The sequence below is a fragment of the Mycobacterium sp. genome (genome assembly GCF_035499775.1).
Lineage (GTDB): Bacteria > Actinomycetota > Actinomycetes > Mycobacteriales > Mycobacteriaceae > Mycobacterium.
Genome location: NZ_DATJYB010000392.1, coordinates 1 through 12920 on the forward strand (window position 1 = coordinate 1; position 12920 = coordinate 12920).

Consider the following 12920-nt stretch of genomic DNA (forward strand, 5'->3'; position numbering starts at 1 on the left):
AGCAAGCAACTCAGCTCGGCGGTCCTCGGGGGATAGCCGCCTCCTGGCTGTTGCCATGGGACAGATACTACTCATGGGTGTAACGCGTTCCGCCAGAGCAGATGCTCAGCCGAATTGCACACCCTGGGCCAGCGGCAGCTCGCTCGAGTAGTTGACGGTGTTGGTGGCGCGCCGCATGTAGGCCTTCCAGGCGTCCGAGCCGGACTCCCGGCCGCCGCCGGTCTGCTTCTCGCCGCCGAACGCGCCGCCGATCTCAGCGCCCGACGTGCCGATGTTGACGTTGGCGATGCCGCAGTCCGAGCCGTCCAGGAATCGCTCCGCCTCGCGCAGGTCGGTGGTGAAGATCGCCGACGAAAGACCCTGCGGTACCGCGTTGTTCAGCGCAATCGCCTGGTCCAGATCGTCGTAGGTCAGCACGTAGAGGATCGGGGCGAACGTTTCGGTGGCCACGATGTCGGTCTGTGCGGGCATCCGGACGACGGCCGGTGCGACGTAGTATCCGCCCGGCGCGCCCACCTTCTGATGCTCCCCGCCGATGACCTCGCCGCCGTCGGCGCGCGCCTGTTCCAGCGCCCCCACCATGTCGCGGTAGGCGGTCTCGTGGATGAGCGGGCCGACGAGCGTACCGGGAGCCGACGGGTCGCCGATCGTTAGCTGCCGGTAGGCGGAGACGACGCGCTCGACGACCGAGTCGGCCACCGAGCGGTGCAGGATCAGCCGGCGCAGGCTGGTGCAGCGCTGACCGGCGGTGCCGGCGGCGGCGAACACGATGGCGCGCACCGCCAAGTCCATATCGGCCGACGGCGTCACGATGGCCGCGTTGTTGCCGCCCAGTTCCAGCAAAACCCGCCCGAAGCGACGCGCGACGCGCGGACCGACCTGCTGACCCATCCGCACCGAACCGGTCGCGGACAACAGCGCGATCCGGGCGTCGTCGACCAGCCGCTCGCCCAGCTCGCGGCCGCCCAGCAGCAGGCCGCTCACCGCGGGCGGCGCGGCGACGTCGGCGGCCGCGCGGGCGATCAGCGCCTGGCAGGCCAGCGCGGTCAACGGCGTCAGCTCCGACGGCTTCCACACCACCGGGTCGCCGCACACGAGTGCCACCGCGGCGTTCCACGCCCAGACCGCGACAGGGAAGTTGAACGCGGTGATCACGCCGACCACACCGAGCGGATGCCAGGTCTCCAGCAGCCGGTGCCCGGGGCGCTCCGACGCGATGGTCCGGCCGTAGAGCTGGCGTGACAGGCCGACCGCAAAATCGCAGACGTCGATCATTTCCTGCACTTCGCCCAGCGCCTCGGAGGTGATCTTGCCTACCTCGACCGTGACCAGCGTGGCGAGGTCGTCCTTGTGGGCGGTGAGCAGCTCGCCGAGCCGGGCCACCAGTTGGCCGCGCACCGGGGCCGGTGTGGCGCGCCATGCCGCAAACGCCTCCGCGGCGTCGGCGACGGTCTGGTCGGCTTGCTCGGGAGTGGTCTGCGCGACGGTGAACAGCACCTCGCCGGTGATCGGGGTGCTGGCCGGCAGGCCCTGCGCACCCGGCTCGCCCAGTTCGACGGCTACCTCGATCGCGTCGAAAGCCCCGGTCACCCGGGCACGCAGGTCGTCGTTCATGCAGCTGCCTCCTGATAAAGCGCGTACGGGTCGTGGATGTCGCGGCCGATCGCGCCGGCCAGCCATGCGATGTCGTAGCCGGAATCATCGGCTGGGTTCAGGACGTCCTGGGCCTTACCGTCGCGGTCCAGGTTGGAGCGGAAGATGCCCGCCGCCGACGCCGGCAGGAAGTCTTCGTAGACGACGGGTGCCGACGGGTCGCCGCCGCGATAGTAGGCCAGCCCTTGCGCCGCCATCTCCGCATCGGTCGACGGGAAGAACTGCCTCCAGGCCGCGGCCGGATCACCGGTCGCCATGGCGGCGTCGTAGCGCTCCCGGCCCCGCGGCGTCAGCGCCACCCCCCGCGCCTCGACCTCACCGAAGCGCACCCGCAAGCTGCCCGGGCTGACCGTGCCGTCGGCGTCGCGAAACAGACACGACTCGGCCAGCGCGCGGAATGAGGTCTGGCGCAGCAGCACGCCGGGTCCGTCGCTGCGCGGCGGTCCCTGGATGGCGTCGATCATCGTGATGCCGCGCCCAGTCATCCGGGCGTACAGGTCGTCGATGTCGAGGACGCGTGGCGTCAGGTGGTTGATGTGGGTGGAGCCCACCCCGGCGATGTCCGCCGCGACCGCTGACACCCGCGACAGCTCGTCGTACCAGGCCCGGTCGATCGGCTCGCGGGAAAGCGCGAACGACGCCACCGCCGCCGCGACGAAAGCCGGCGCCGCCCCGGCCTCGCAGCCGCCGTCGTCGGCGATGGCGCGCGCCCGGGCCAGCATCTCGGGATCGAACAGCCGCCGCCGCGCCAGGAACGCCTCCACGCGGGCCCGCAGGCCGGCATCGAAGAACCTGGGATCGCCGGTCGCCAGCAACGAGGTGAACACCCGGAACGGATTGCGCGCCAGCTCGTCGGTGTCGACGGGACGAAACGCCGTGGACACCACGGGGATCGGCGAATCCGCGGTGCGCAGGTCGTAGTAGCCCACCGGCAGCATGCCGAAAGCGGCGAACAGGTCGGCGACGGCGGCCAGCTCGGCCGGACTGCCCACCCGGATGGCGCCATGTCGCTCCGCGGTGACCCGCCGCAGCGAGCCGAGCCGCTCGGCATCCGGATGGCGTGCCACATAGTCCCGGTTGACCTCTTCGCTGACCTGCACCAGCGTGCCGTAGGCGGGCACCTCGCCGGCGTACATCGCCGACAGCCCCGCGGCGAAGCCGGCCCGCAGCTGCCAGGTCGTCAACCACCTCATGGCAGCCCGTCGTTGCGATAATCTCCGGCCATGGGTGAGGCGCTCGACGACATCGACCGGATCCTGGTGCGCGCGCTGGTCGCCGACGGCCGTGCCACCCTGTCGGAGCTGGCCGCCAGCGCCGGCTTGTCGGTGTCGGCGGTCCAGTCGCGGGTGCGCAGGCTGGAGTCTCGCGGCGTGGTGTCGGGGTATTGCGCGCGGATCAACCCGGAGGCCGTCGGGCACCTGCTGTCGGCGTTCGTGGCCATCACTCCTCTTGATCCGTCTCAACCCGATGATGCGCCGGCCCGCCTGGAACACATCGAGGAGATCGAGTCGTGTCACTCGGTGGCCGGCGAAGAAAGCTACATCCTGCTGGTGCGCGTCGAGTCCGCGCGTGCGCTGGAGGATCTGCTGCAACGGATCCGGACAGCGGCGAACGTGAAGACCCGAAGCACCATCATATTGAATACTTTTTACAGCGACAGGCAGTATATACCTTAAATTTTACTGATATGGTGTCATAATTTCGTAAAAATACCGCTATCATGGCTGGCATGACCGCGCTGGCCGATCTGCTGACCGAACCCGACCGGGTGCACGAGGTGCTGTCCCGCAGCATGCTGGTCGACGGTTTCGACCTGGTGCTCGATCTGGATCGCTCGTCCGGGTCCTATCTGGTCGACGCCCGAACCGGGCGGCGCTACCTGGACATGTTCACCTTCGTCGCGTCGTCGGCGCTGGGCATGAACCATCCGGCCCTGGCCGACGACGAAGAATTCCGTGCCGAGCTCCTTCAGGCCGCCGTGAACAAGCCCGCCAATCCCGATGTGCACTCGGTGCCCATGGCCCGCTTCGTGGAGACCTTCACCCGGGTCCTGGGCGACCCGGCGCTGCCGCATCTGTTCTTCGTCGAAGGCGGCGCCCTGGCAGTGGAGAACGCGCTGAAGGTGGCCTTCGACTGGAAGAGCCGGCACAACGAGAAACACGGCATGGACCCGGCGCTGGGAACCCGGGTGCTGCACTTGCGCGGGGCATTCCACGGCCGCAGCGGCTACACCCTGTCGCTGACCAACACCAAACCGGTTGCTGTCGCGCGTTTCCCGAAGTTCGACTGGCCGCGCATCGACGCGCCTTACCTGCGGCCAGGCGTGAACATGGACGCGCTCGAAGCCGAGTCGCTGCGCCAGGCCCGCGCGGCATTCCAGGCGTATCCGCACGACATCGCCTGCTTCATCGCCGAACCCATCCAGGGCGAGGGCGGGGACCGTCACTTCCGTCCCGAGTTCTTCGCCAAGATGCGCGAACTGTGCGACGAGCACGACGCGCTGCTGATCGTCGACGAAGTGCAGACCGGCTGCGGGTTGACCGGAACCCCTTGGGCCTATCAGCAATTGGGCGCCGACCCGGACGTCGTGGCGTTCGGCAAGAAGACCCAGGTGTGCGGCGTGATGGCGGGTCGCCGTGTCGACGAGATCGCCGACAACGTGTTCGCGGTCGCCTCCCGGATCAATTCGACGTGGGGCGGCAGCCTCGTCGACATGGTGCGCGCCCGGCGCATCCTCGAGGTGATCGAGGCCGACGGATTGTTCGAACGCGCCGCCGAGCGGGGCCGCTACCTGCTTGCCCGGCTCGGCGAGCTCGCCGATGACTTCCCGGGCGTCGTTCTCGACCCGCGCGGCCGCGGCCTGATGTGTGCGTTCAGCCTGCCCAGCACCGCCGACCGCGACGAGGTGCTGCGCCAGTTGTGGCAACGCGCGGTGATCCTGCTTCCGACCGGCACACACGGCGTGCGGTTCCGTCCCGCACTCACTGTTTCGCCGTCCGACATCGACGCGGCGATCACCGCCGTGCGCGGCGCCTTGACGGCCCTGCGGTAGGCGCGAAGACGGTTACGCCAGGCGAAACGGGGTATCCAGTTCGAGTTAACCCTCAGAGGCGTGGAAAGCGTTGACTAGGCCTGAAACGAATACGACGCAGCGAACGAAAACACCGATGAGTCCCAGAGCAGCCGAATACCGGAACATGAGGTCCAAGATGCAGCAGGCGCATGAGCGATCACCTGGTGATCGCCTGGGCCAAGAGGATGGCGAGGTTCGCGCCGCGATCCGGTTCGCGGTCCTGGCTGCCGTCGGCGGAATCGGCTTCGTCATCGTGGCTGCATTGTGGGTCAGTACCTGCGGGGGCGGCAGTGTCGACACCGTCGCGTGTGGCCCGCCTCAGCGGACGTTGCTGGGGTTGGGCGGGCCGCTGATCTTGCTCGTCGCCGGACTGTGGGCGTTCGTGCGTACCTACCGCGTGTGGCGCAACGAGGGCACCTGGTGGGGCTGGCACGGCGCCGGGTGGTTCTTGTTGACGCTGATGGTTCTGACGCTGTCGATGGTTGTTCCACCGATCGTCGGACCGGTAATGGCTTTTTGAGTCGTCGGCCGTGAAGCCAGAATTTGATGGTTAAACGCGGTTCTTCACAGCCACAATCCCGGGACCTACGCTTATTGGCATGAGCCAAATCGTGTTGCGCGCAGTTGTGCTTCTGGCATCGTGGGCGACCGGACTACTGGTGGCGGCATCGGTTGTCCCCCGAGTTTCGTTGTCGGTGTCAGGGTTCATCGTCGCCGTCCTGGTGTTCTCGGTAGCGCAGGCGGTTCTGTCGTTGTCGATCTTGAAGTTGCCCCACGGTTATGCGTCGCTGCTCCTTGGCGGCACCGGCCTGGCATTGACCATCGTCGCGTTGATTCTTGCCTCGGAATGGACTCACGGGCTCACCATTGGCGGATTTGCATCCTGGGTGGCCACAACGGTTGTGGTGTGGCTCGTGACAACGGTTGGGGCAATTTCACTGCCCGACTTGTTCGCCCGCGAGGACGCTCGCTCGGCCTGACCAAATCGGGGCGACACACGCAGAGCCGTGCGCTCGGTAACACCGGCCAAATTCGGCATTTCGCCGGGTCCGCCGAGTGGGTAGCATTTTGTTGTCTCGTCCAATGAGGGAGGGAGACGTGATGGGAGACACGCATCACGAGCCGACGGATTACTCCCGGACCACGCAACCGCACGCTGGCATCGTCATGAAGGACAACTTTTTCTGGCCCGGGTTGATTCTGCTGGTGGTGGCAGTGTCCGGGATGATCAGCACGGCGGTAGCCGCAAGCTACCGGCATTACGAGTGGCTCCCCACGACGGTACTGATCGCTGTGCTCGGAATGCTCGCCGGAGCGCTGTGGTTCGTCGTGGAGCATCGCCGTGTGACCCGCATCGAGGAGAAGTGGTACGCCGCACATCCCGATAGCCGGCCGCGCCAGCGCGCTGCCTAGCGCCAAGACATGGTCCGGTTCTGATCCCGGCCTGACCCTGCGAATTGCCCTGCGTGCGCACGGGTTGATCGTGCTTTCCCGCCACCGGGAAAACCAGCGGTTGACGGCCGCGTCGAGCGGGTATCACGTCTAGACCATGATGAGTACCGGCAGTGTTGCGTCAGCGTGGTCACCCCATCATGGGGCACCGAATCACGACACCACCGTGTATCGGTTACGTCAGTTTCACCCTTTCTCGGGTCGGATACCTTGGGGGCGACCATGACTAACCAACTCGAAGGCGTCCAAGGCAGGCGTAGTGTCGATCAGATATTGCCGGGAGACCATATGACCGATGCAGAAGTGCGCGCTAACAAGCGCCAACACGGCCAACGGGCCGTGGAATTGCACGTTGCTGCACGCCTGGAGAACCTGGCGATGCTGCGCACCCTGGTCGGTGCGATCGGCACCTTCGAGGATCTGGATTTCGATGCCGTGGCAGACCTGCGGCTCGCGGTGGACGAAGTGTGCACCCGGTTGATCCGCTCGGCCACTCCGGACGCCATACTCACGGTCGTCGTCGACCCTCGCGACGACGAGCTGGTGGTTGAGGCTTCCGCGGCGTGCGACACCCACGATGTGGTGGCGCCCGGCAGCTTCAGCTGGCATGTGCTGACCTCGCTGGCCGACGACGTCCAGACCTTCCATGACGGACGCGAGCCCGATGAATCCGGCAGTGTTTTCGGCATCACGCTGACGGCGCCACGGGCGGCCCCTAGCAGGTGAGAGCCAGGTGACAGCGCGAGCTGCCGGCGGTTCCGTGTCGCGCCCTAACGAATACGCCGACGTCCCGGACATGTTTCGGGAGTTGGCGACACTGACCCAGGACTCGTCGGAGTTCCAGCGTCAGCGCGAAGAGATCGTGGAGCGTTGCCTACCGCTGGCTGACCACATCGCCCGGCGATTCGAGGGCCGGGGCGAACCGCGTGACGACTTGGTTCAGGTCGCCCGGGTCGGGCTGGTCAATGCCGTGGTCCGCTTCGACGTGGAGACCGGGTCGGATCTCGTCTCGTTCGCGGTGCCCACCATCATGGGCGAGGTCCGACGCCACTTCCGCGACAACAGCTGGTCGGTCAAGGTCCCCCGGCGGCTTAAGGAGCTGCATCTGCGGCTGGGCACCGCCACCGCGGACCTGTCGCAGCGGCTCGGCCGGGCGCCCACCGCGACGGAACTCGCCGAGGAACTCGGGATGGACCGCGAAGAGGTCGTCGAGGGCCTGGTGGCGGGCAGTTCGTACAACACCTTGTCGATCGACAGTGCGGGCGGCAGCGACGAGGACGACGCCCGCGCCATCGCCGACACGCTGGGCGATGTCGACACCAGTCTCGATCGGATCGAAGACCAGGAGGCGCTGCGTCCGCTGCTTGAGGCACTGCCCGAGCGGGAACGAATGGTGTTGGTACTGAGGTTTTTCGAATCGATGACCCAAACGCAGATCGCCGAACGGGTCGGTATCTCGCAGATGCACGTGTCCCGGTTGCTGGCCAAGTCGCTAGCGCGGCTGCGGGACCAGTTGGAGTAGGCCCCTTCTCGCGGTTGCGTCGCCGGTCACCAACTCGGCCAGCGAGATCGTCGTCGGCAGGGTTCCGTCGGGGTCGCAGATCCGCAACAAGTGGTGCACCGCCCGGCCCGGTATCAGGACCCAGTGGGCGCCCGCCCCCGAACACATCACGTTGATCCGGTGCAGCGCTGAAAACCCGGCAGTACCAATGAAATCCAGACCACGCAGGTCCAGGACCACTCGGTCGCACTGGCGCAGAGCGCGCTGCACGTATTCGGTGAACTGATTGGCGTTCGCGGCGTCAATCTCGCCGTGCACGGTGATCACTGTGGCGGATTGGCCTGGGCGAGCAGTGAATTCAGCGGTGCGGCTCTTTTGCCACGATTGGATCACAGACATTGCTGACTCCCATCAGGTCGATGAGGACTCGTGCTGTGGATCGCGCCAGTACCAACAGCGTTCACGACAGGGGTTTCGCCTCCCGCGCGTCACTGACTGACGGCACTGTCTCCGGGCGGCTGTGAACTCAACCTGTTCCGCACCCTACCGAAGGTCGGCCGGGTCGACAACGCCGTGCGATGCCATTCACAGAAACACCGCAGGAGAGGCCTACTTGATCTCGGCGAGCACCGTGCCCTGCGTGATGGCCGCGCCGGCCTCGACCGCCAGTCCGGTGATCACGCCGTCCTTGTGCGCGGTGACCGGGTTCTCCATCTTCATCGCCTCGAGGACCACCACCAGGTCGCCGACCGAGACCTCCTGACCCTCGGTGACCGCGACCTTCACCACGGTGCCCTGCATCGGAGCCGTCACCGCGTCACCCGAAGCTGCCGCACCGGTGTGCGAGCCCCGCTTGCGTGGCTTGGGCTTCTTGCGGATGACACCGGCCGGGTCGGAGCCGCCGCCGGTCAGCGCCAGATCCCCGGGCAGCGATACCTCGAGCCGGCGTCCGTCGACCTCGACGACCACCGTCTGCCGCGGGCGGGTCTCCTCCTCGTCCAGGGGTTCGCCGCCGGTGAAGGGCTCGATGGTGTTGTCCCACTCGGTCTCGATCCAGCGGGTGTGCACGGTGAAGCCGCTCTCGTCGCCGATGAAGGCCGGGTCGGAGACCACCGCGCGGTGGAACGGGATGACCGTGGCCAGGCCCTCGACGTGGAATTCGTCCAGCGCGCGCCGGGACCGGGCCAGCGCCTCGTTGCGGTCGGCGCCGTAGACGATCAGCTTGGCCAGCATCGAGTCGAACTGGCCGCCGATCACCGAGCCGGTCTCGACGCCGGAGTCCATCCGCACGCCCGGGCCACTCGGCGGGTGGAACTTGGTCACCGGGCCGGGAGCGGGCAGGAAGCCGCGCCCGGCGTCCTCGCCATTGATCCGGAACTCGATGGCGTGCCCGCGCGGCGTGGGGTCTTCGGTGAGGGCCAGCTTCTCGCCGTTGGCGATCTTGAACTGCTGCAACACCAGGTCGATCCCAGCGGTTTCCTCGGTGACCGGGTGCTCGACCTGGAGGCGGGTGTTGACCTCGAGGAACGAGATCAGGCCGTCCTGGCCGACCAGGTATTCGACGGTTCCGGCGCCGTAGTAGTGGGCTTCCTTGCAGATCCGCTTGGCCGACTCGTGGATTTCCTTGCGCTGCGCGTCCGTCAGGAAGGGCGCCGGCGCCTCCTCGACCAGTTTCTGGAAGCGGCGCTGCAGCGAGCAGTCCCGGGTGCCGGCGACGACGACGTTGCCGTGCTGGTCGGCGATCACCTGCGCCTCGACGTGGCGCGGCTTGTCCAGGTAGCGCTCGACGAAGCACTCGCCGCGGCCGAACGCGGCGACCGCCTCACGGGTGGCCGACTCGAACAGCTCGGGGATCTCCTCGAGCGTGCGGGCCACCTTCATGCCGCGCCCGCCGCCGCCGAACGCGGCCTTGATCGCGATCGGCACGCCGTACTCCTTGGCGAACGCCACCACCTCGTCGGCGTTCTTGACCGGGTCCGGGGTGCCGGGCACCAGCGGAGCCTGGGCGCGCGCCGCGATGTGGCGGGCGGTGACCTTGTCACCGAGGTCGCGGATCGACTGCGGGCTGGGCCCGATCCAGATCAGGCCGGCATCGATGACCGCCTGGGCGAAGTCCGCGTTCTCCGACAGGAAGCCGTAGCCGGGATGGATCGCATTGGCGCCGGACTTGGCCGCCGCGTCGAGGATCTTGGCGAAGTCCAGGTAGGACTCTGCCGAGGTTTGGCCACCCAGCGCGAACGCCTCGTCGGCGAGGCTCACATGCGGCGCCTCGGCGTCGGGCTCGGCGTACACCGCCACGCTGGGGTAGCCCGCGTCCCGGGCCGCCCGGATCACCCGGACCGCGATCTCGCCGCGATTGGCCACGAGTACCTTGGCGATCCTCGAGCTGGCGTGACTTGCCACTGCGCCCTCCTGTTGGCATATCTGCAGACGTTCGTTGTCTAAGAGAGTTTCTTACAACTCGGGGGAAGTCTAAGCGCCGCGCCGGGGGGCCGACCAGGCGGTGTCGAGAAAATCAGGATTCTTCGGCGGTCTCCCGCAGCCGCCGTTTGATCCGCGCCAGCATCGCTGACATCCCACGTAACCGAAGCGGGCTGATCAGAGTGGCCAGACCGAGGTCGGCGTAGAAGTCTTCGGGTACCGCCAAGATGTCGGCCGCGGGTTGCTCGTCCAGGCCGGCGGCCAGGATGGAGGCGAACCCGCGGGTCGTCGGCGCCTCGGCCGGCGCGCTGAAATACAGCCGGACCCGGCCCGGGTCATGCGCGTCGACATGCAGAAACAGCGGGGACTGGCATTCGGGCACCGGTTCCATCGCCGCCTCTTGCAAGTCGGACGGCAACGCTGGGAGTTCATTGGCGAATTCCAGCAGCAGCATCAGCTTGTCCTGGCCCTGGACTTCGGCGAAGTCGGACATCACCTCTGCGAGCGGGGCGGGCAGAGTCATCGGGCTGATAAGGCTCCGGGGTTTTCGCCGGCGACGATCGGCACGCGCACGGTATTTCCCCACTCGGTCCACGAGCCGTCGTAGTTGCGCACTCCGGGCTTGCCCAGCAGATGCGTGAGCACGAACCAGGTGTGGCTGGACCGCTCGCCGATACGGCAGTAGACGACGGTCTTGTCGTCCGGGTTGATGAAGCTGTAGAGCTCTTCCAGTTCTTCGCGGCCGCGGAATCGGCTGCTCTCGTCGACGGCCTTGCCCCAGGGGATGGACCGGGCGGTGGGGATGTGGCCGGCCCGCAGCGCGCCTTCCTCGGGGTAGTCGGGCATGTGGGTGCGCTTGCCGGTGTACTCCTCGGGCGAGCGCACGTCGACCAGCGGCTGGGTGCCGAGGATCGCCAGCACATCGTCTTTGAACGCCCGGATCGGCGCGTCGTTGCGCTCCACCACGGGATAGCCGGTCGACGTCTTGGTCGGGACGTCCAGCGTGGTGTCCCGGCGCTCGGCGAGCCAAAGGTCGCGACCGCCGTTGAGCAGTCGCACGTCGGGATGGCCGAACAACGTGAAGACCCAGAGCGCATAGGCGGCCCACCAGTTGCTCTTGTCGCCGTAGATCACCACGGTGTCGTCGCGCGAGATGCCCTTGCGGTCCATCAACTCGGCGAACTGCTCGCCGGTGATGTAATCGCGGACCCTCGGGTCGTTGAGGTCGGTGTGCCAGTCGACCTTCACCGCGCCGGGGATATGTCCGACGTCGTAGAGCAAGACGTCTTCGTCGGATTCGACGATTACCAGACCAGGTGCGCCCATGTTGGCCGACAGCCAGTCGCCGGTGACCAGTCGTTCGGGGTGGGCGTAGGCCGACAGAGTGGGGCTGGGATCGGGGGGTAGCGGCACGTAATCGAGCCTACCGCTGGGGCTTGCCGGCCGGCATTTGTCAGTGCTCGAGTGCGCCGCAGGACGGGCCGGCGTCAAAGTGGGTGGGCCGCCCAGAGCGCGGCGACCGACACCCCGACCCGCTGCAGCAGCCAGCGAAGCAGCGGCAGGCTGAGGCCCACCACGTTCGACGGATCACCGTCGACACCGTCGATGAACCAGCCGCCCAGGCCGTCGAGCGTGAAACCCCCGGCCACCCGCAGCGACTCGCCGCTGGCCAGGTAGGCCTCCAGGTCGTCGGCCGAGGGTGTTCCGAACCGCACCGTGGTGACCGATGTTGCAGATTCCTGCTGGACGGTGTCGTGGTCGCGCAGCCGCAGCAGGCAATGCCCGGTATACAGCCGGCCGGCGCGGCCGGCCATCGACTGCCATTGCTGGCGTGCTTCGGCCACCGATTGCGGCTTGCCGCACAGCCGGCCGTCCAGGTAGAGCATCGAATCACAGCCGATGACAACGCAATCCGCCGCGACGGCGTCATCCAGTCCGGCGGCGACCTGCTCGGCTTTGGCGCGGGCCAACGCACACACCACCTCGTTGGGCGACGCTGACGGCCCCAGCCCCGCGGTGAGGCGGTCCTCGTCGACGCCGGAGACCACGACCAGCGGCTCGACGCCGGCCTGGCGCAGCACTTTGAGCCGCCCGGGCGAGGCGGACCCCAGCACCAGCCGGGTCATCGCGCCATGTGTACGCGTTCCTGCAGGGTGACTCGTTGGTGGTTGCTGACCGCGAACCGCAGCTTGTCGACCGGCAGGCCCCAGCGGGTGGGCGGCGGCTGCTCCGGCTCGGCCGCTGAACCGCTGATGCAACCCAGTACAGCGATCAGCGCGGCCAGCTCCTGGTCGGTGGGACGACCCTTGTGGACCTGCAGGTGCGGCTCGTGCGGGTGGAGTGTCTCGTTACTCATAGCGGAATGTTCCCGTGCTTCTTGGGCGGCAGGTGGGAGATCTTGCGTTCCAGCAGGCGCAGTGCCGTGCCGATGTAGCCGCGGGTGTACGACGGCGGGATCACCGCGTCGACGTATCCGCGTTCGGCGGCCACGTACGGGTTGACCAGCGTGTCCTCGTACTCCTGCTGCAGCTGCAGCCGCAGCGCATCCACGTCCTTGCCCTCCTTGGCCGCATCCTTGAGCTGCTGGCGGTAGACGAAGCCGACCGCACCCGAGGCGCCCATCACCGCGATCTGCGCGGTCGGCCACGCCAGGTTGACGTCGCAGCCCATGTCCTTGGACCCCATGACGCAGTACGCGCCGCCGTAGGCCTTGCGCGTGATCACCGTGATCTTGGGGACGGTCGCCTCGCCGTAGGCGAACAGCAGCTTGGCCCCGCGCCGGATGATGCCGTTGTATTCCTGGCCGGTGCCCGGCAGGAA

16 protein-coding genes are annotated in these 12920 nt (G+C 67.4%); 7 read left to right on the plus strand and 9 right to left on the minus strand.

Translation table 11 applies throughout. From position 1 onward, the window contains the following. Positions 1-105 precede the first annotated feature (105 nt). The gene (locus VML93_RS24275; protein ID WP_325614825.1) at positions 106-1614 is read right to left on the minus strand and encodes an aldehyde dehydrogenase family protein; all 1509 of its coding nucleotides are present in this window, start codon (positions 1612-1614) and stop codon (positions 106-108) included. Further along, positions 1611-2846 carry a VOC family protein gene (locus tag VML93_RS24280; protein WP_325614826.1) on the minus strand — a complete coding sequence of 412 codons (1236 nt, stop codon included), beginning with the start codon at positions 2844-2846 and terminating at the stop codon, positions 1611-1613. The genes VML93_RS24275 and VML93_RS24280 overlap by 4 nt, the downstream gene beginning before the upstream one ends. A gap of 30 nt (positions 2847-2876) precedes the next feature. On the opposite strand from VML93_RS24280, the gene VML93_RS24285 reads away from it, so the two are divergent. The 7 genes from VML93_RS24285 (at position 2877) to VML93_RS24315 (ending at position 7700) form a co-directional block, all read left to right on the plus strand. Further along, the gene (locus tag VML93_RS24285) at positions 2877-3329 is read left to right on the plus strand and encodes an Lrp/AsnC family transcriptional regulator (RefSeq protein WP_325614827.1); all 453 of its coding nucleotides are present in this window, start codon (positions 2877-2879) and stop codon (positions 3327-3329) included. A gap of 53 nt (positions 3330-3382) precedes the next feature. Next, positions 3383-4705, plus strand: a complete 1323-nt coding sequence (gene lat, locus VML93_RS24290) for an L-lysine 6-transaminase (RefSeq protein WP_325614828.1) — start codon at positions 3383-3385, stop codon at positions 4703-4705. A 157-nt stretch (positions 4706-4862) separates the two neighbouring features. Then, a complete protein-coding gene (locus VML93_RS24295; RefSeq protein WP_325614839.1) occupies positions 4863-5246 on the plus strand; it encodes a hypothetical protein in 384 nt (127 codons plus the stop codon). A gap of 79 nt (positions 5247-5325) precedes the next feature. Then, a complete protein-coding gene (locus VML93_RS24300; RefSeq protein WP_325614829.1) occupies positions 5326-5706 on the plus strand; it encodes a hypothetical protein in 381 nt (126 codons plus the stop codon). 121 nt (positions 5707-5827) lie between these two features. Beyond that, positions 5828-6139 (plus strand): protein UsfY, encoded by a 312-nt coding sequence (gene usfY / locus VML93_RS24305; RefSeq protein ID WP_325614830.1) that lies wholly within the window; start codon positions 5828-5830, stop codon positions 6137-6139. Between the two features lie 327 nt (positions 6140-6466). Next, positions 6467-6904 carry an anti-sigma factor gene (locus VML93_RS24310; RefSeq protein ID WP_325614831.1) on the plus strand — a complete coding sequence of 146 codons (438 nt, stop codon included), beginning with the start codon at positions 6467-6469 and terminating at the stop codon, positions 6902-6904. Positions 6905-6911: 7 nt separating this feature from the next. Then, entirely contained in the window at positions 6912-7700 is a 789-nt protein-coding gene (locus VML93_RS24315) for an RNA polymerase sigma factor SigF (protein ID WP_325614832.1), read from the plus strand. Here the strand turns inward: VML93_RS24315 and VML93_RS24320 are convergent. The 7 genes from VML93_RS24320 to VML93_RS24350 form a co-directional block, all read right to left on the minus strand. Next, complete coding sequence (locus VML93_RS24320) at positions 7671-8078, minus strand: STAS domain-containing protein (RefSeq protein ID WP_325614833.1); 408 nt, start codon at positions 8076-8078, stop codon at positions 7671-7673. The two genes, VML93_RS24315 and VML93_RS24320, sit on opposite strands and share 30 nt — an antisense overlap. 210 nt (positions 8079-8288) lie before the next feature. Continuing rightward, complete coding sequence (locus VML93_RS24325; protein ID WP_325614834.1) at positions 8289-10082, minus strand: acetyl/propionyl/methylcrotonyl-CoA carboxylase subunit alpha; 1794 nt, start codon at positions 10080-10082, stop codon at positions 8289-8291. A gap of 112 nt (positions 10083-10194) precedes the next feature. Further along, the gene (locus VML93_RS24330) at positions 10195-10623 is read right to left on the minus strand and encodes a SufE family protein (protein ID WP_325614835.1); all 429 of its coding nucleotides are present in this window, start codon (positions 10621-10623) and stop codon (positions 10195-10197) included. Next, complete coding sequence (locus tag VML93_RS24335; RefSeq protein WP_325614836.1) at positions 10620-11513, minus strand: sulfurtransferase; 894 nt, start codon at positions 11511-11513, stop codon at positions 10620-10622. The genes VML93_RS24330 and VML93_RS24335 overlap by 4 nt, the downstream gene beginning before the upstream one ends. A gap of 74 nt (positions 11514-11587) precedes the next feature. Continuing rightward, the gene (locus VML93_RS24340) at positions 11588-12226 is read right to left on the minus strand and encodes a nucleoside triphosphate pyrophosphatase (RefSeq protein WP_325614837.1); all 639 of its coding nucleotides are present in this window, start codon (positions 12224-12226) and stop codon (positions 11588-11590) included. Continuing rightward, complete coding sequence (locus VML93_RS24345) at positions 12223-12456, minus strand: acyl-CoA carboxylase subunit epsilon (RefSeq protein WP_414686429.1); 234 nt, start codon at positions 12454-12456, stop codon at positions 12223-12225. Before VML93_RS24345 ends, VML93_RS24340 begins: the two co-directional genes overlap by 4 nt. Continuing rightward, a partial coding sequence (locus tag VML93_RS24350; RefSeq protein ID WP_325614838.1) for a carboxyl transferase domain-containing protein occupies positions 12453-12920 on the minus strand: 468 nt, incomplete at its 5' end. The genes VML93_RS24345 and VML93_RS24350, both read right to left, overlap by 4 nt.